This is a genomic window from Peribacillus psychrosaccharolyticus ATCC 23296, assembly GCF_000305495.1.
GTDB classification, from domain to species: Bacteria; Bacillota; Bacilli; order Bacillales; family DSM-1321; genus Peribacillus; species Peribacillus psychrosaccharolyticus.
The window spans coordinates 1-17,960 of the sequence record NZ_AJTN02000209.1 but is presented as its reverse complement, the minus strand read 5'-3'; the positions used below and the strand labels follow the sequence as shown (position 1 = coordinate 17,960).

19 protein-coding genes are annotated in these 17,960 nt (G+C 39.5%); 3 read left to right on the top strand and 16 right to left on the bottom strand.

The genetic code is table 11. The annotated features are described in order from the left end of the window. Positions 1 to 240: 240 nt before the first annotated feature. Positions 241 to 738, top strand: a complete 498-nt coding sequence (locus tag WYK_RS14910; protein ID WP_051387549.1) for a DUF3267 domain-containing protein — start codon at positions 241 to 243, stop codon at positions 736 to 738. Between the two features lie 177 nt (positions 739 to 915). On the opposite strand, the gene WYK_RS14905 is transcribed toward WYK_RS14910, so the two are convergent. The 3 genes from WYK_RS14905 to WYK_RS25150 all read right to left on the bottom strand — a co-directional run bounded on the left by WYK_RS14905 (position 916) and on the right by WYK_RS25150 (position 3,004). Further along, entirely contained in the window at positions 916 to 2,229 is a 1,314-nt protein-coding gene (locus WYK_RS14905; RefSeq protein WP_051387545.1) for a sigma-54 interaction domain-containing protein, read from the bottom strand. 12 nt (positions 2,230 to 2,241) lie between these two features. Further along, positions 2,242 to 2,664 (bottom strand): hotdog family protein, encoded by a 423-nt coding sequence (locus WYK_RS14900; protein ID WP_040375269.1) that lies wholly within the window; start codon positions 2,662 to 2,664, stop codon positions 2,242 to 2,244. Between the two features lie 199 nt (positions 2,665 to 2,863). Continuing rightward, positions 2,864 to 3,004 carry a hypothetical protein gene (locus WYK_RS25150; protein ID WP_169732066.1) on the bottom strand — a complete coding sequence of 47 codons (141 nt, stop codon included), beginning with the start codon at positions 3,002 to 3,004 and terminating at the stop codon, positions 2,864 to 2,866. A gap of 214 nt (positions 3,005 to 3,218) precedes the next feature. Here WYK_RS25150 and guaC point away from each other — a divergent pair, with 214 nt between their 5' ends. After that, positions 3,219 to 4,202 (top strand): GMP reductase, encoded by a 984-nt coding sequence (gene guaC / locus WYK_RS14895; protein WP_040375268.1) that lies wholly within the window; start codon positions 3,219 to 3,221, stop codon positions 4,200 to 4,202. A gap of 105 nt (positions 4,203 to 4,307) precedes the next feature. On the opposite strand, the gene WYK_RS14890 is transcribed toward guaC, so the two are convergent. Next, on the bottom strand, positions 4,308 to 5,540 hold the full coding sequence (locus tag WYK_RS14890; protein WP_040375267.1) for a Zn-dependent hydrolase: 1,233 nt from the start codon (positions 5,538 to 5,540) through the stop codon (positions 4,308 to 4,310). A gap of 201 nt (positions 5,541 to 5,741) precedes the next feature. On the opposite strand from WYK_RS14890, the gene WYK_RS14885 reads away from it, so the two are divergent. Beyond that, positions 5,742 to 6,203, top strand: coding sequence for a DinB family protein (locus WYK_RS14885; protein ID WP_040375266.1), 462 nt, complete (start codon positions 5,742 to 5,744; stop codon positions 6,201 to 6,203). A gap of 114 nt (positions 6,204 to 6,317) precedes the next feature. Here WYK_RS14885 and WYK_RS14880 read toward each other — a convergent pair whose 3' ends face one another. The 12 genes from WYK_RS14880 to WYK_RS14825 form a co-directional block, all read right to left on the bottom strand. Next, positions 6,318 to 7,496: a thiolase family protein gene (locus WYK_RS14880; RefSeq protein ID WP_040375265.1), complete on the bottom strand. Its 1,179-nt coding sequence runs from the start codon at positions 7,494 to 7,496 to the stop codon at positions 6,318 to 6,320. A 28-nt stretch (positions 7,497 to 7,524) separates the two neighbouring features. Then, positions 7,525 to 8,289 (bottom strand): SDR family NAD(P)-dependent oxidoreductase, encoded by a 765-nt coding sequence (locus tag WYK_RS14875; protein WP_040375264.1) that lies wholly within the window; start codon positions 8,287 to 8,289, stop codon positions 7,525 to 7,527. Between the two features lie 20 nt (positions 8,290 to 8,309). Continuing rightward, positions 8,310 to 9,485 carry an acyl-CoA dehydrogenase family protein gene (locus tag WYK_RS14870; RefSeq protein ID WP_040375263.1) on the bottom strand — a complete coding sequence of 392 codons (1,176 nt, stop codon included), beginning with the start codon at positions 9,483 to 9,485 and terminating at the stop codon, positions 8,310 to 8,312. 37 nt (positions 9,486 to 9,522) lie between these two features. Continuing rightward, positions 9,523 to 10,296 (bottom strand): glucose 1-dehydrogenase, encoded by a 774-nt coding sequence (locus WYK_RS14865; protein WP_152526477.1) that lies wholly within the window; start codon positions 10,294 to 10,296, stop codon positions 9,523 to 9,525. Positions 10,297 to 10,314: 18 nt separating this feature from the next. Next, positions 10,315 to 11,406, bottom strand: coding sequence for an AMP-binding protein (locus tag WYK_RS26045; RefSeq protein ID WP_051387544.1), 1,092 nt, complete (start codon positions 11,404 to 11,406; stop codon positions 10,315 to 10,317). Then, positions 11,375 to 11,908, bottom strand: coding sequence for an AMP-binding protein (locus WYK_RS26040; RefSeq protein ID WP_040375261.1), 534 nt, complete (start codon positions 11,906 to 11,908; stop codon positions 11,375 to 11,377). Before WYK_RS26040 ends, WYK_RS26045 begins: the two co-directional genes overlap by 32 nt. 91 nt (positions 11,909 to 11,999) lie before the next feature. Further along, positions 12,000 to 13,175: an ABC transporter substrate-binding protein gene (locus tag WYK_RS14850; protein ID WP_040375260.1), complete on the bottom strand. Its 1,176-nt coding sequence runs from the start codon at positions 13,173 to 13,175 to the stop codon at positions 12,000 to 12,002. A gap of 30 nt (positions 13,176 to 13,205) precedes the next feature. After that, on the bottom strand, positions 13,206 to 13,913 hold the full coding sequence (locus WYK_RS14845; RefSeq protein WP_040375259.1) for an ABC transporter ATP-binding protein: 708 nt from the start codon (positions 13,911 to 13,913) through the stop codon (positions 13,206 to 13,208). Then, positions 13,906 to 14,670 (bottom strand): ABC transporter ATP-binding protein, encoded by a 765-nt coding sequence (locus WYK_RS14840; protein WP_040375258.1) that lies wholly within the window; start codon positions 14,668 to 14,670, stop codon positions 13,906 to 13,908. The genes WYK_RS14845 and WYK_RS14840 overlap by 8 nt, the downstream gene beginning before the upstream one ends. Positions 14,671 to 14,672: 2 nt before the next feature. Beyond that, positions 14,673 to 15,659 (bottom strand): branched-chain amino acid ABC transporter permease, encoded by a 987-nt coding sequence (locus WYK_RS14835; protein ID WP_051387543.1) that lies wholly within the window; start codon positions 15,657 to 15,659, stop codon positions 14,673 to 14,675. 1 nt (position 15,660) lies between these two features. After that, on the bottom strand, positions 15,661 to 16,524 hold the full coding sequence (locus WYK_RS14830) for a branched-chain amino acid ABC transporter permease (RefSeq protein WP_040375257.1): 864 nt from the start codon (positions 16,522 to 16,524) through the stop codon (positions 15,661 to 15,663). A gap of 314 nt (positions 16,525 to 16,838) precedes the next feature. Beyond that, on the bottom strand, positions 16,839 to 17,960 hold a 1,122-nt coding region (locus WYK_RS14825; RefSeq protein WP_040375256.1), incomplete at its 5' end, for a sigma-54 interaction domain-containing protein.

The window sequence follows — 17,960 nt, the reverse complement described above, 5'->3', positions numbered from 1 at the left end:
GCAATTTTAAGACGCATTTGTGCGAAAATTCAGATAATAAATCAAAACGTACGTCGACTGTATATTTTTTACTATTTGTTAATTGGGATTTTATGTTAAAATAAATGCACAATATCTTCTACCATTTTACAAACTAACGGTTGAATACCAGCGTATTTAATGTTGTATGAAAGGAAATTATTGAAACGAGGGAGGGGAACGCTTATCATAAATTGGTTTCGACACTTACCACAGATAATCATGGATTGGTCAGAATGGACTCCATTTATACAGAATAATTGGTACCGCAAACATTATATGAAGTTTGTTTACCTTCTTCAGATAATCATTTTTATGATTCCTTTTTTCTTTGAAACAAGCTTTACTCATATTAATATTTCTTTTCTCATCCTAATGGGTATCTTTGTCTTCCTCATTCACGAATGTTTACACATTGTTGTTATATACAAACAAGGTGATATTAGCTTAACATTTAGCGGAATATTTTTTTGGCTGTCTACGAATGCAATTCTATCCAAAACGAGATTTTGGATTTTCATGAGTTTACCCATTATTGTGTTATCGATCGTTCCAGCCGTCATGTCATTCTATGTATCAGGCGATTTGAAAGCAATTCTATTATGTGTATGTTGGATAAATGCAGTAATATCTTCCTCAGATATCTACAATTCGTTTCTAATTGCTAGTAAACCGAAGAAGACAGTCTTTTGCAGAGGCTATTATCTAGTAAATGAGTAGTTTCAGCTAAAGAAATTAGAAATAAAAACAGGCGAAAAAGATACAGACTGATTACTGTATCTTTTCGCCTGAATGCTAATCGATTATACCGTTGGAAAATAGAGAGTTCTATTGATGTATATTTGGGATAATAGAAAAAGACCCCAACTAAGCGAATTGAAGTCTCAATACATTTTACTAATCTTTTAAATTGTACTTTGAAATTTTCCTGTAAAGACTGGCAATATGTATGTTTAATAGTTGAGCGGCCTGCGTTCGATCTCCTTTTGTCTCCGTTAATGCACGTCTAATCGCTTTGATTTCAGCATTCCTTACTTCTTCATCTAAAGGTTTTAGAGAAGTGGACTGTTTTTCAGCTGGAATGGAGGGATTAATTTGAATAGTTAAAGAGTCTAAGTTGAGTGTATCCCCTTCAACGATGTTCATTCCTCTTTCAATATAAGCCTTTAATTCCCGTACATTTCCCGGCCAATCATATTCCAGCAGCCACTCCTGCAGCTTAAAATCGATATACCTTACTTCTCTGCCTAACTTTTCATTAAACACATCAATGAACGAATAGGCGAGGGGAAGGATATCCTCTTTTCTTTGTCTCAGGGAGGGGATTTTTAAATCAAAGACGAACAATCGATAAAATAAATCTTGACGGAATTTCCCTTCATGAACCAGCACTTTCAGGTCTCGGTTTGTTGCCGTTATTATTCGAATATCAACACTTTTACTATCCGTTCCTCCTAGGCGTTCAATCTCCCTCTCCTGTAAAACGCGCAGAAGCTTTCCTTGAGCTGGATAAGGTAATTCTGAAATTTCATCAAGAAATAGAGTACCATGCTGGGCTAATTCTATTTTTCCAGGCTTTCCTTCCTTTTTCGCTCCGCTAAACGCTCCTCCTTCATAGCCGAATAATTCCGATTCAAATAATTCTGCCGGTATGGCGGCACAATTCACGGCTACAAATGGGTTGTTTTTTCTACTGCTTAAACCATGAATAGCCTGAGCAAATAATTCTTTTCCGGTGCCGCTTTCTCCCGTTAAAAGAACGGTAGAGTTACTGGTTGCTATTCGAGCTCCCAATTCTTTAACTTGGTCAATCGTTTGACTAACCCCTATAATTTCTTCAAAACTGTATAGTTTCTTGGGTAAGGTTCTTTTTTTCATTTTAGTTGTATCTATAGAATTCATAAATGAAATCATTTCGGAAACATCGATCTCATCCTCACGAACGATTACACGGTACACATAATGTTGATTGCTTTCTATGATTCTAACTAAACAAGAATAGCCAAAAACAACCCCAAAAAAGACATTCTTTCTATGATACCAATCTACCTTTTGGACGATTTCTTTTATCGCAACTCCCAGCCAATCGCTTTCGTTAATTGAAAAGTGAGCACAGAAGTCTTGACAAGCACTCACCAGCTTGCCATTTTTATCGGTTTCAAGTGAACCCCATTCAATATAATTTCTCCCTAAATAAAGCGCCTTCTTCATTTTAATCACCTATCAGTTCTGATTGGTTACTATTACGATGACAACCTGCCCTTTAATGACTTCACTACCACTTTGATTAATACATGTAACCTTTTGTGTAACCCAATTTCTTTCCACATTAATATCAATAATCTCTAATTCAGCCGTAATGATGTCTCCAACATACACAGGCAAATAAAAAATTAATTCCTTTTGAAGCAGTAAACAGGCAACTCCCGGAAGTTTCTCACTAATTACTTGATTAATTAACCCTTCTGCCAGTAAACCAGGCACAATCGGTTGATCGTAGTAATTCTTCCAGATATCTTCATTTAAATTGTAGACCGGGCTATTATCTCTTGTCAGTTTTTCACAGATCTTTACCTCCTCATCCGTAAATATTCGCTGCATCCTAGCAATATTCCCAATAAACAAGTCCTCTATAGCAAAAGTCATGATAAACCTACTTTCTGCTGTGAATTTTCAGAAGAAGTTTTCTAAAAAAAAGAAGTACTCTACTGTCCTTCTTACTAATTCGGATATCTTTCGATAAATACCTCCTAGAAACAGCAAAATAGTTAGTATGTCTGATAACATTTTCCTGTCTGTATTCAAAAAAAAGAGAGCTGATATAATCATCAGTTCTCTCGTATTTTTACTCTTTATGCTTTCCACCAATATTATGCTCATCTTTATTCTTTTCTGAAAGTCGTTTTTGAAAGGCTTTTGTTTCTGCATTCACATGATTTGCATCACTCGGTTGATTTTTCTTAGAGCCGCCTGCATCATTACTCATTCATACTCACCTCCTGACCAACATTTCGTACGTTCGTAGCATACTCTTGACCTAGGATTTTATACATTTAGGTTATATATGATCACGAAGGACCAAGCAGATCGTTTAACGAATTAAGAAAACTTTGACAAAATAATAAATATGATGTAAATTACATTTAGGCGAACGTTTACGTCTAACTTAACTTTAATATTCGTATTTAGGGGTGTAAAGCATGGAAAATGTGTTTGATTACGAAGATATACAATTAGTTCCTGCAAAATGTGTGGTAAACAGTCGTTCTGAGTGTGATACTACTGTAACCTTAGGAAAACATACCTTTAAATTACCTGTCGTTCCTGCTAATATGCAAACGATTATTGATGAAAAAATAGCCACGTACTTAGCTGAAAATGGTTATTTCTATATAATGCATCGCTTTGAACCAGAAAAACGTATTTCGTTCATTAAAGATATGCAATCACGGGGTTTACTTGCTTCAATCAGTGTAGGTGTAAAAGAAGAGGAATACTCATTTATTCAACAATTAGCCGATGAAAAATTGGTACCTGAATATATCACGATTGATATTGCCCATGGTCATTCTAATGCAGTCATCGAGATGATTAAAAACATAAAAAAACTTATTCCTGAAAGTTTTGTAATTGCCGGCAACGTCGGAACGCCTGAAGCAGTCCGAGAATTAGAACATGCTGGTGCCGATGCAACGAAAGTTGGAATTGGACCAGGTAAAGTATGTATCACGAAAATCAAAACTGGCTTTGGTACAGGCGGCTGGCAATTAGCTGCCCTTCGCTGGTGCGGCAAAGCAGCAAGTAAACCCATTATTGCTGACGGAGGCATTCGTACACATGGGGATGTAGCAAAATCCATTCGCTTTGGTGCATCAATGGTCATGATTGGTTCATTGTTTGCCGGACATGAAGAATCACCAGGCGAAACCATTGAAAAAGATGGAAAACGCTATAAAGAGTACTTCGGCTCAGCCTCAGAATTCCAAAAAGGTGAAAAGAAAAATGTTGAAGGTAAAAAAGTCTATGTCGAGCACAAGGGTTCATTAGTAGATACCCTGAAAGAAATGGAGCAAGATCTTCAGTCTTCTATTTCTTATGCTGGAGGAACGAAATTAGAAGCCATTCGTACTGTCGATTATGTTATTGTAAAGAATTCAATCTTTAATGGTGATAAAGTTTATTAAACGATTTATCATTCAACAAGATGAGCAGTCTGACTGCTCATCTTGTTTTGTTTTATATAAATTTCATAGGAAAAACCTGCTGGAATACAACAGGTTCAAAGATCGTTAGTTCGATAGGATGGTTAGTACGGTCTCTAAAATAACATTTACGCCTTTTTCACAATCTTCCCATTCGGTACATTCACTCTCAACATGACTTTTTCCGTTAATGCTTGGAACAAATACCATAGCCGTTGGAAGATAGCTGGCCATGAATTGGGCATCATGTCCCGCTCCGCTGACCATTCTTTTATAAGAATAGCCTAATGACTCTGTAGATTGTTGGATTAGGTCACAAATATTCTCGTTGAACCAAACCGTATCCCGATTCCATAATTTTGTTGTCTTAATTTCACAGCCTTCTTTTACACTAGAGCTGGAAAAACCGTGAATAATTTCTTCCACCTGCTTAATAACCTCTGGATCTTTATGTCGAGATTCTATTGAAAAGACCACTTTATTTGGAATCACCGTGTGTATATTCGGAAATACATTTACCCGGCCAATAGTATAGACCAAATCTTGATCTAATGCACTTAACGCTTGCCTCGCCTTCATAATGATGTTATTCGTTGTAAAAAAAGCATCCTTTCTCATTTCCATTGGGGTGGTTCCGGCATGGTCAGACTCACCCGTAACTTCTATCTCGTAACAAACCATTCCTAGTACACATTCAACCACACCAATACTTAAAGATTCTGTTTCAAGAATGGGTCCTTGTTCAATATGTAATTCTAAAAACGCCTCAGCCTCATCCAGTCGTGACTCGATGTTTCCTGAGTAGCCAATAGATTGTAAAGCATCGCCGAATTTAATTCCGTCACTATCTATTTTATTAAACATGGTAGTCTTATCAAATTTTCCTGATAATATCCCAGATGACATCATAGAAGGCTCAAATCGTGCTCCCTCTTCATTTGTAAAGTTAACAATCATAATGGGAATTCGTGGCTCGATCCCATTCTCTACTAATGTTCGTACCACTTCTAATCCAGCTGCTACGCCTAAAACTCCATCAAATCGTCCTCCTTTTTTCACGCTGTCTAAATGTGAACCCATAACGATCGGAGGTCTTTTCTCCTTTCCTTCTAAAACAGCATATATATTTCCTAAATCATCTATCGTTACATTCATCCCTAATTCCTTACAACATAAACAAAAGTAATCTCTGGCTAATCGATCTTCCTCTGTTAAAGATAAGCGTGTGACTCCATTGTTTTCCGTCCGCCCAAAATCAGCAAATTTTTCAAGACTCTCTTTTAACCGCATACCATTAATCACTAACTTTTGTTTTTTCATAAGTCACAGCTCCTTCTTATTCTGAATTTTTAGTCTATAGTGGATTTATTATATCTTTTTTCACTAGCTTACTCACTAGACAAATCGTTACTTATTTATAAGATTGTCTATACCTTTTGTCCAAAAAAGGTCTTTTGGCAGGAAAAGCAGAAGAAGTATCGAACCTTATTTAAGTAAGCTATTAGATGGAGGAGATCGAACATGTTATCCATGACGGAACTATTAGAAATACTGGAAGGCAATCGAAAACTTACGATTCGAACGATTGAAGCTTTTCCAGAAGATGAGCTATTTACCTTTACAGCAGTAGAATCCATGCGGCCTTATTCTGAAATGGTCCAAGAAGTTCTGGGCATTGAAACAGGATATGTTCGCGGAATTGCCACAAGTGTTTGGGATTGGCAGCCAGATCAATTTGATGTTCAGTCTAAAGCCGACCTTTTGGCTGCTTGTCACAGTGTTAGGAACCAAACCATTGAGCTGTGGGAGAAAATTACGGAAGAACGGCTTGCGTTGGTAGAGAGCGACCCTTTCTTCGGACCTCCAACGAGTCATTTCAGTCGTCTATTGTACTGTCTTGAGAACGAAATCCATCATCGCGGCCAAGGATTCGTTTATTTACGGGCCTTAGGTATTGAACCTCCAATGTTCTTTGAACGCTAATTATTCAGTCAAAAACATATCCCGAATCATCGGGATATGTTTTTGTTTGTTGAAATTTATTTGATAAGTTAAAAGTGCTTCTCCAAGATACAGGAATCGCTCTCCTATCTCTCCCTAAAGCGCATCCTTTTCTCTTTCAATAATGGCAGAAATCCCTTGACCTCCACCGATACATGCCGTAATAAGTGCATATCTGCCGTTTATCCTTTCAAGTTCATATACAGCTTTGGTTAAGAGAATGGCTCCTGTTGCTCCCAATGGATGTCCATGAGCAATCGCACCTCCATTTACATTCACTTTTTCTAGATTCATATTTAACTCACGGTCACAGGCAATAACTTGTGCGGCGAATGCTTCATTTATTTCGATAATATCCATTTCATCTATAGAGAGTCCAGACTTTTCCATTACTTTACGTGTGGCTGGTACTGGACCTATTCCCATAATTGCAGGATCCACACCAGCTACAGCATGTGCTTTGATTACCGCTAGAGGCTTAATGCCTAATTCTTCAGCCTTCTCTCTCGACATCACTATCAGGGCAGCTGCCGCATCATTTAAACCCGAACTATTCCCTGCCGTTACTGTTCCTGCTTCTAGAAATGCAGGTGGAAGTTTGGCCAAGACTTCATTTGTCGAACCCGGACGTGGATGTTCATCCTGACTAAAAACGAGCGGATTTCCTTTTCGTACCGGAATAGTGATCGGGACAATCTGTTCAATAAATCGGCCATCATCTATCGCCTTTTTCATTTTTCGTTGGCTGCTTGCAGCAAATTCATCTTGTTCTTCCCTGTTTATCTTATATTTTTCTGCTAAATTTTCTGCTGTTATCCCCATCGACGGATCGCCTATCTTTTTAGGAGAAAGCTGAGATTTCCTAATTCTTGGAGGCACAGTACTGTAAGGCTTTTCTGGACGGTCCATTAAGTATGGAGCACGACTCATGCTTTCAATACCTCCGGCAACATAGACATCTCCATCTCCAGCCTGAATCGCTTGTGCAGCTAACATAACCGCATTAATACCTGATCCGCATTGACGATCGATGGTCAAACCAGGCAATTCGATAGATAGACCTGTTTGAAGGGCAGTTAATCGAGCTATATTTCCCCCGCCGCTTAAAACATTACCTAAAATAACATCCTCCACCATCGCAGGTGAGATCTTTACCCTTTTCATGGCCTCTTTGATTACTTCAGCCCCGAAAACATGCGGAGGCACGGATGCAAGCGCTCCTCCTTGTTTGCCAATTGCCGTTCGTACAGCAGAAACAATTACAGCCTTTCTCATGTTTTCATCTGCTCCTTTATGAATCTAGTTAATTTCTAGGACCACCGGCGACATATAAAACCTGTCCGCTGACAAAAGAAGATCGCTCATCTGCAAAGAAGGCAACAGCATTCGCGATATCTTCCGGTTTTCCGCTTCTTGCCGCTGGAATTTTATTAACATTCGCTTTAATCAGCTCCTCAAAGGTTAGACCGATTCTTTCTGCAGTAGCTTTTGTCATATCCGTTTCAATGAACCCAGGCGCAACAGCATTTGCGGTGATCCCATATTTACCAAGTTCAATCGAGAGGGTTTTCGTAAAACCCTGTAACCCTGCTTTTGCGGTGGAATAATTAGCCTGTCCTCTGTTCCCCAACGCAGATGTGGAAGAAATATTGATAATGCGTCCATAATGATTCTTCACCATATATTTTTGTGCGGCGCGCGATGCAAAAAACGCACCCTTCAGATGAACGTCGATTACCATCATCCAGTCTTCATCCGTCATTTTAAATAGCATATTATCTCTAATTACACCCGCATTATTCACAAGAATATCGATGGTTCCAAATCGATCAGCCGCCTCTTGCATAGCTGCCTCGATTTCACCGCAATCGGTAACACTCGCGAGTTTCGCAAAAACGGGATAGCCTTTTTCTGATAACTCCGCCTCCGTTTGATTCAACGCTTCTTCATTTATATCAATTATGGCGACATTGGCTCCCTCACTAGCAAATTGTTCGACTATCTGTTTGCCAATACCACGACTGCCTCCTGTTACAAAAGCAGTTCTGCCCGCGAATCTTCCTGTCATTCTATCAACCTCCTTCATATTTACAAATACTGACCGATTTTCACATGCCCTTTTAGTAAATTTCTAGAAATGATCATCCGCTGAATTTCATCCGTACCATCATAAATTCTCCACAACCTTGCCTCACGGTACCATCTTTCAATCGGCAATTCCCTTGTATACCCCATACCTCCATGTATTTGAAGCACACGATCAACGACCCGATTGCCCATATTTGCGCCATATAATTTGGCCATCGCTGCCAGATGACGGTTATCCTCACCTTGATCAAGTGTAAATGCAGCATTAAGTACGAGCCATTTAGCAGCTTCAATTTCAACAGCCGAATCAGCAATCTGCCATTGAATTGCCTGCCTGTCTGCAATAGGACGGCCAAAGGTGACCCGTTCCTTTGAATAATCAATGGCCATTTGCAACAAACGCTCAGCTGTTCCGACTGCGCGTGCCCCAACAACCCATCTAGCAAAACCAATCCACTCTAATCCAAGTTTATAGCCGCCATTAATTTCTCCTAAGACGTTTTCCTCGGGCACACGAACGTTATCAAACACTAACCCTGCTGGTCCCCATTCACCCATTGTATGAATATATTCAGACTTCCATCCCATTTCTCTATCCACAATAAAGCAGGTCACACCTTCTCTGCCTGTTGCTTCATGTGCTTCTTTATCGGTAATCGCGATGACCATGACAAAATCTGCTTCATTTCCTCCTGTAATAAATGTTTTTTCCCCATTCAGCACCCATTCGTTTCCATCTTTAACTGCTGTCATTTTAATATTTTGTGTATCTGAACCGGCAGCAGGCTCTGTCATGGCAAAGCATGACTTCTTTTCTCCATTAATGGTTGGGATCAAATACTTTTTCTTTTGTTCTTCATTACCATAATAGAGAATATTGTCAGCTGAACCTCCAAACGTAAATGGAACAAAGGTCTTTGATACCTCCATTAAAACGATGGCCAACATCATTTGACCAAGATTTGCACCGCCATATTCTTCCGCCGTATTAATTCCCCAAAATCCAAATTGCTTTGCTTTTAGCTGCAGCTCTTTTAATTTACCCGCCGATATACTTGGGCGGCCTTCTCTCTCATTCTTTAACACTTCATTTTCAAGAGGAATCAATTCGTTCTCAACAAATTTTCGAATCGTTTGACGCACCATCTTTTGTTCTTCTGTTAAACGTAAATGCATGCCATTCACTCCTATCCCATTTTTCATTCTATTATTCTTACAATGTGCTTCCCCCATCAACCACAATAACTTGACCTGTTATATAATCACTAGCATGACTAGCGAGAAGAAGGGCTGTACCTTTTAATGAATTAGGATCTCCCAGTTTTTTCAGCGGGTTACGATTAATGATTTCCCGTTGATGCTTATCCAGCACATGCTTTGTCATCTTGGTTTCAAAAAAACCTGGGGCAATCGCATTCACATAGATTCCATGTTCGGCCCATTTCTTCGCCAAATCTCTCGTGAAATGATGCACGGCTGCTTTACTTGTGCTGTACCCTATTGCGTTTAGTACGTCTCCTGGCTCAGCCTTGATACCAGCAACTGATCCAATGTTAATGATTTTCCCATAACCGCGCTCAAGCATATGTACCCCCACGGCTCTAGACATCATAAATGTCCCTGTGACGTTTACATTCATTACTTTGTTCCAGGCTTCAATTGGCATCCTTTCTACCCTTTCTCCCCAAGTTGCTCCGCTATTATTGACAAGAATATCAATCTGACCAAATTCTTTGATCACACGTTTGACCGTTTCACTTATCTCCTCCTCACTTGTAACATTACAGAGATAAGCTTTGGCCTGGATACCATATTTGGCTATTAGGTATTCTGCCGTTTCAACACAATTCTCTACTTTCCGTGAACAAACAGCTATATTCGCTCCGTATTCCGCAAGTGCTTCAGCGATGATTTTACCAATTCCGCTTCCTCCACCTGTAATCAACGCGGTTTGCCCGCTTAAGTTAAAAATAGATTGAGTCATTATTCCCTCCAAATAAGACAATTATTTTTCCTTCTCCATTTCCTGTATCACAAGTAATCTTTTTAATAATTTCCCCACCGTATTTCTAGGCAATTCACTTCTTATTTCGAATTCTTTAGGCACTTTATAAGGTGTTAGTTTGGAATAGCAATACCCTTTAATTTCATCAAGATCGATCTCTACATTCTCATTAGGGACAATAAACGCCTTAGCTGCTTCTCCTGCTTCTAGACTTGGAATACCAACGACTGCGGCTTCTTGTATATCCGGGTGTTCATAAAGTACACTTTCTATTTCCTGTGGATAAATATTAAATCCGCTAATAATAATCATTTCTTTTTTACGGCCGACAATATAAAAAAATCCCTCCTGATCCATCAAGGCCAAGTCACCGGTATATAACCATCCATTCCTTAGCGCAAGGTCTGTTTCGTCTTGGTTATTCCAGTACCCTTTCATAATTTGGGGACCTGAAATCAGCAGTTCTCCCACACATTGCACACCTAAGGGCTGATGGTTTTCATCTACGATTAAACAGTCTGTGCCTGGCATAGGAATTCCAATACTCCCAACTTTTCGTTTTCCTATAGGCGGATTACGATGGGTGCTTGGAGATGCTTCCGAAAGTCCATATCCTTCACCAATTCGTGTATTCGTTAGTGCCTCGAATTTCTTCATGATTTCAAGAGGAAGCGGGGCAGAACCTGAAGAACAAATCTTCAAACAACTTAAGTCATATGTTTCAATACCTGGAAACATACTGAACGCGGCATACATTTTTGGCACACCTGGAAAAAATGTCGGCCGATACAGCTGAATGGAATCAAGAATTACCGGGAGATCGAATTTTCTAAATAGTAATATCGTAGCTCCCATATAAATCCCCAAATTCATTGCACTTGTCATAGCATAGACATGGTACAGCGGAGTAGCAGCTAAAACTGTCTCCTTACCAGGTATCATGGATCCGCCATACATGTGAAAACTTTGCACCACATTGGATAGTAGATTAAAATGAGTGAGCATAGCACCTTTCATTTTTCCAGTCGTTCCTCCTGTATATTGGATGACCGCCACATCATCATGCGGATTGACAACCGCACAGCTTTTCAAGAGGAACCCCCGATTTAATTAGAGATGGGATGGAATTAACACCCTGAGGAGAGATAGGCATGCATTCCTTAAAGGTGTAAATATGTTTGGCCTCGCTTACTACCTTTTCGGCTATGTCATCAAAGACTAAATAATCTATTTTCGAATCGTTGCTAATTTGCAAGAACTCCCTAAGGGTATACATAGGGTTTATTTGGACGACAATCATCCCCAATGCTTGAGCTGCATAATAACAAATGATATAAGCCGGATGGTTTGCTAGCATTAACCCTATCCGGTCCCCCTGTTTAACCTTCATCTTTCTCCAGTTTCCGGCTAGGCAATCTACCTGACTTTTTAGTTCGTGATACGTTATTACTTCTTTTTCATAAATAATTGCAGGTCGTGCAGGATAACGTTCTGCTGAAGTTTGTAGAAGGCTGTATACGGAGTGCTCAGGAAAATCAATAGGTTCTAGCCCTTTGTACCACTGATGCCAAGGTCTTATGTCTGTGTTTTGCAATCTCACACCTCCCATTTATCAGCATGACCTCAGGAATCAATGTTACCGAGGCCATGCTTCAGTACCCTCAACCAGTTACATACGAAATTTCTTAGTGAATGGGTACAACTTTTCCATCTTCAACTGCTCCTGTGACAATGGTAATATCGAATCCTCCATCTTCATCGATTGAATTAATTGCATAAATTTTTTGTTCATTCCCTAAATTTTTCACGCCATCTTCCATATGTTCACGGATTGCCTTGACATCGTCCACACTTTTAGCTGCTTTCATTGATTCAACGAAAGCATACATGCCTAGATAATTTAATCCAACTTCAGAACTTGCATCCTCCTTATACAATTTTTTATATTTTTCAGCAAAAGCAGGTATCGCTTCTTGGTCTGAATCAATGAGCGGTAAAACACCTATTGAACCTTCCAACGCTTCATAGGAGCCAGTAATCGGCATCATCTGATCCAACTTCGCTTGATCCATGATAATGAAACCGCCTTTAAATCCTAATTCGCGGGCTTGCTTTGCTACTTTGGCTGTTGGTTCCGATGCACCGCCAATGAATAATACATCGGGTTTCTCTTTTAAGGCATTCGTGACGATCGTGAAGAAATCTGTTTCTTTAGCGAAATCGATGGAAGAATTATAAACAACTTCTCCTCCTTTTTTTTCCCATGCCGGGAGTAAAGCCTCCGTCCAATCCTTTCCATATTGAGAGGCTGTTGGAAGCGCGGCAATTTTCTTACCGAAACGTTCCATTTCATACGTGATAAACGGTTCAATATATCCTTCGTAATTAGGTGGAAAACGAACCGTTAAGGCATTCCCACTATCAGTAACCGCAGGCTCACTCGTATACGCTCCAATGATAAAATTATCTTGTTCATTAAACACCTGTAACGCCATAATGCCGCCGCTATGAGGTGAAAAAATGATAGGAGTCTTATGTTCTTGAATTAACCGTTTCGCATTAGCACCCGTTTCATTGGGCAGATATTTATCATCTAAAGCAACGAGGTTAAGGGTATATTTTTTCCCATTGACTTCAAAACCCCCGCCATCATTGATTTCGTTTATCGCCATTTCGACACCGTTCAATGTTCTTTTTCCATATAGTGCGGCTGCCCCGCTTAAGGGTCCACTATAGCCAATGTTCACAACATGATTTCCTTTGTCTTTTTCACTTCCGCTGGATGATGTGTTCTCACTCTTGTTGCACCCGACCAAGGCTGTTACAACAAGCAGCATAAATACAAGGAATAATTTTTTCATGTAAATCCCCCATTCTTTTTTTGATTCAGCTTACGCACCGATATAGGCTTTACGTACATCATCATTGGCCAATAATTCATTTGCTGTTCCTTGAACGACGATTTCCCCATTTTCAAAAACATATCCTTTATCTGCAATGCTAAGTGCAGCATTAGCATTCTGTTCAGCAAGTAAGAGGGTAATTCCCTCACGATTAATCTCTTCGATGACCTGAAACATTTGTTCTACAATTAATGGCGCCAATCCCACTGAAGGCTCATCAAGCATCAATAGCTTGGGTTTTGACATGAGCGCTCTTCCAATGGCCAGCATCTGCTGTTGTCCGCCGCTTAAACTCCCTGCATCATGATGATGTTTTTCTTTTAAAATCGGGAATAATTCATATACGTTTTCTAATGAATGTTTGATTTCCGTCTTTTTCCTTCTATGGACATAGGCTCCCATCCGTAAATTTTCTTGGACAGTCATCTGTGGAAATAGTTTTCGTCCCTCCGCACATTGTACAATTCCTGCCTGAACATTTTTATCTGGAGCTCTGCCGCCGATTGCACGGTTTTGAAAATAAATCTCGCCATTATCAAGCTTGTTGATCCCGCTGATTGCTCGGAAAGTAGTGCTTTTACCTGCTCCATTTGCCCCTAGTAAAACAACAATCTCACCTTCAGTCACTTCGATGTTTACATGCTTAATCGCCGTAAAGCTTCCATAATTGACCGACACATCCGTTAGCTTAAGCACTGGCACTCCCTCCTAAATAAGCTTTAATGACATCATCATTGCTGCTGATTTCTTTTGGGGTACCCTCAGCAATTTTTTCCCCATAATTCAGGACCATGATATGGTCGGCTAAATTCATGATCATACTCATTTTGTGTTCAATTAAACAGATAGTAAGCCCCCTTTGATTGAGCTGCTTAATCAAATTAATTAACCCTTGTGTTTCATCAGAGTTAATTCCTGCAGCCGGTTCATCCAGGAAGATAATCTCTGGATCGGTAGCGAGGGCAAGGGCAATCGCTGTTCGTTTCTTTTCCTCCTGTGAAATACTTGCAACCATTTTGTCCGAAGCATGGGTTAATCCCACAATTTCAATCACCTCCATTGCCTTATCCCGGCAAGCCTTTTCTTCACGTTTTAATCGTTTCGTGCGAAGAATGGCATCAAATAAATTCGATTTAGTACGCAATCGATGACCGACAATAACATTGTCCAAAACGGTGGATTGTTCAAAAAGACTCGTTGTTTGAAAGGTCCTTGAAATCCCCAAACCAGCAATTTTATTTGCAGGAAGCTTGGTAATATCCGTTCCTTTAAAAAGTACGGTGCCAGAACTAGGGCGATGAAAACCGCTGATTAAATTGAAAAAGGTTGATTTTCCCGCTCCATTTGGACCAATGATTGCATTTATCTTTCCTTTTTCAATATGAAAATCAACCTTATTAACTGCAGCTAACCCGCCGAATTTTTTGGTCAAGTTCTTTGTTTCAATAAACAAGTTCACCCCTCCTCCACCTTTATTGGCTTTAACACATTCCCTGTTTGATTTCGTCGTTTCCTTTTCCAATCAAAGAATGAACCAGATATTCCTCGCGGGTAAAAAATAATAATTAACGTTAGAATGGGCCCGAAAATTAACATGCGGTATTCTTGAAGAAATTGTAGGTTTTGTGAAAGGATGACGAGCATTAGAGTTCCCACTAAGGGACCTGATAGGGTTCCAATTCCGCCAACGAGAAGGTACATCAACAGATCAAACATAATCGCAGTAGATCCAATATCCGGCCCTATAAAGCGAACGAATGAAGCATATAATGCTCCTGCCAACCCGGCGAAAAAAGTAGAAAGGACAAAAGCCGTTAGTTTATTTTTCATAGTTGAAATACCAATAGTTTGAGCTAGTTCCTCACTATTGCGAATGGCTAAGAAGGTTCTTCCTGTAAGTGAATGAACGATTCGGTAAATGACGAATATAACCACCACCAAAAAGGTAAGGACAAGGTAATATTGGCTTTCAGCTGTTTCAAAGGTTATCGGACCAATATTGCTCGGAGCATTAATACCAATCAATCCTCTAACACCACCCGTTAACCCATCCCATTTATCTATTACTAGATAGATGATATAGCCGACACATAAAGTGTAGATGGCAAAAAAATGTTCCTTTGTCCGTAATGCGATTACCCCAATCAACAGACCAACCACGGAGGTGATTAGACACGCCAGAACGAGAGCCGGCCAAAAATTCATTTCTGCTTTGACGGTCAAAAGCCCAAGTGAATAAGCACCAATCGCGAAAAAGCCAGCATGAGCAAGGGAGAGATATCCGGTATACCCGGCCAGTAAATTTATCCCGTAAACAGCAATTGCCCAAATAAACGAAAGCGTTAACATATGCGTGTAATAGTCATTTTGGAAAATCAATGGAAATAGGATAGCCAGAACAAAGAGAGCAATTAAGCCCGTTCGTTTATTCATAATCTTCATGCTACCTCTCCCCCTTTGCAAATAGACCTGTTGGTTTAACCGTTAAAATGATAACTAATAAAACGAAGGCGATGATGTCTTTATAATCATTGGAAATATAAGTAGCACCAAGGCTTTCACTGAATCCAAGGATGTACCCTCCGACAATCGCACCTGGTATGCTTCCCATCCCACCAAGAATGATAATGACAAATGCTTTTAATATAACTAGATGCCCCATACCAGGGAAAACGAGATTGATCGGAGAAGCAAGAGAAGCAGCAATCGCAGCCAATCCTCCTGATATCATAAACGTCAGCATCGCCACTTTATTAATATTGATTCCTACAAGTGAAGCACCCTCACGACTTTGGGACATGGCAATAATAGAGGCACCAGTAAATGTTTTTTTAAGAAATAAATACAGAAGAATCATGACAACGATGGCAGAAACAATGATCAATAAACGCTGCATAGTAAATGTCAGACCCATAATCGTTACAACTTGGCCGTATGGAGAAGTCATCGTTTGAAAATCTGCACCCCAAACGAATTGTGCAAATGCTTCAAGAAAAAGAAGAATTCCGATGGCAGCAATTTTATCATGCAAGGGCGGTGCTTCTCTTAATAAGCGGAACACGAACCTTTCTAATAACACACCAATTAGGCCAACAACGAGTATAGAAACAAACATGGCCACCCAATAATTGAATCCAAATGCGGTCATCATGGTTAACGTAATATAGCCGCCCATCATATAGAGGGCTCCATGAGCAAAGTTTGGGATATGCAGGATTCCGTAAACGAGCGTTAACCCAAGAGCAACTAAACTGTAAACGCTTCCAATTGTTAAACTATTAAACAACTGTTGAAGTAAAATCTCCATCTTTCCCCTCCTTTTTACTAGCGATTTTTATGTATGCTTATTGTCGTAGACGTATAAGTAAACCTGCCTCACCTCGCATCATTTAAGGATTTTACTCTACTGCCTTACTATTATGCAATTACTATGCCAAAGCCAAAACATTGATCAGAATAAGGAAAAAAGGTTTAAACAATTCATAAACGAATTAATCGAAAGGTACAAACGCATTCTACTGGGGTTAGCCATGATTCACTTTTGAATGAAGAATTCATTTTTGAATTAAGATTATGAAAAAACAAAAAGGATTCCCTTTTATCGGAATCCCTTTTCCTGTATTAATCTTTTTCACAAATTTTCAGCTTGTATTTTTTTAGTTTTCGAACAATGGTTGCCTGACTTGAATCAAGTGCTTCAGCCATTTCATAGGTCGTCTGATAAGTTTTGACCGCTCGTTCCAAGACTTCTCTTTCCGCTTTCTCCACACATTCTTTTAATGTCATAGTTTTGCTTGTGTGATATGGATGGGTTGGTTGATATTCTACGGGTAAATCACTAATAGATAAAAGTGCCTTATCCGTTAGTACAACCAGCCGTTCTACTATATTAATCAATTCACGTACATTCCCCGGCCAATCGTGTTGATAAAAATAATCCTTTAATGATAATTCCAGAGCCTTATTAAAGTGATATTGCTCGTTGGCTTTTGCTAAAAATAGATCAAGCAACGCTAGAATGTCGTCTCTTCTTTCCCTTAATGGAGGGATGGTGATGGGGATTACGTTCAGCCGGTAATATAAATCTTCTCGAAAATCCCCTTTTTTCACCATCTCTACTAAATTTCGATTGGTAGCTGCTATAATTCGTACATCAATTTTCTTCGGCTTCGTCCCGCCAATACGTTGAATCTCTCGATCTTGAATGGCCCGAAGCAGCTTTACTTGAAGTTGCAGAGGCAGTTCGCCAATTTCATCTAAAAATAAGACCCCGCCCTCAGCTAATTCAAATAGTCCTTGCTTCCCTTTTTGATTTGCTCCTGTAAAAGCACCGCCCTCGTAACCAAATAATTCTGATTCTAATAAGTCTTCAGGAATGGCACCACAATTTATCTTGATAAACTCTCCTTTTTTAGAGCGAACGCTCGTGCTAAAAATATGACGCGCCAATACATCTTTACCGACACCGGTTTCTCCTAAAATTAAAACAGTGACATCTATATCTGCTATTCGGTCAGCTACCTCATAAATCATCTTCATCTTCTCACTGACAAACACAACCCCATCATGGCTGGTAATCTTTCGCAGCTTTTCGATTTCCTGCTTATAATGATAATTCAATTCATTAACTTTCATTAATTCATGCATCAGCTCATTTAAATCTGACAAATCCCGAATATTTGTCACCACTTGTTCGACGTCACCCTCATTATTGAAAACAGGACTTCCGGTAATCAGTGTTTC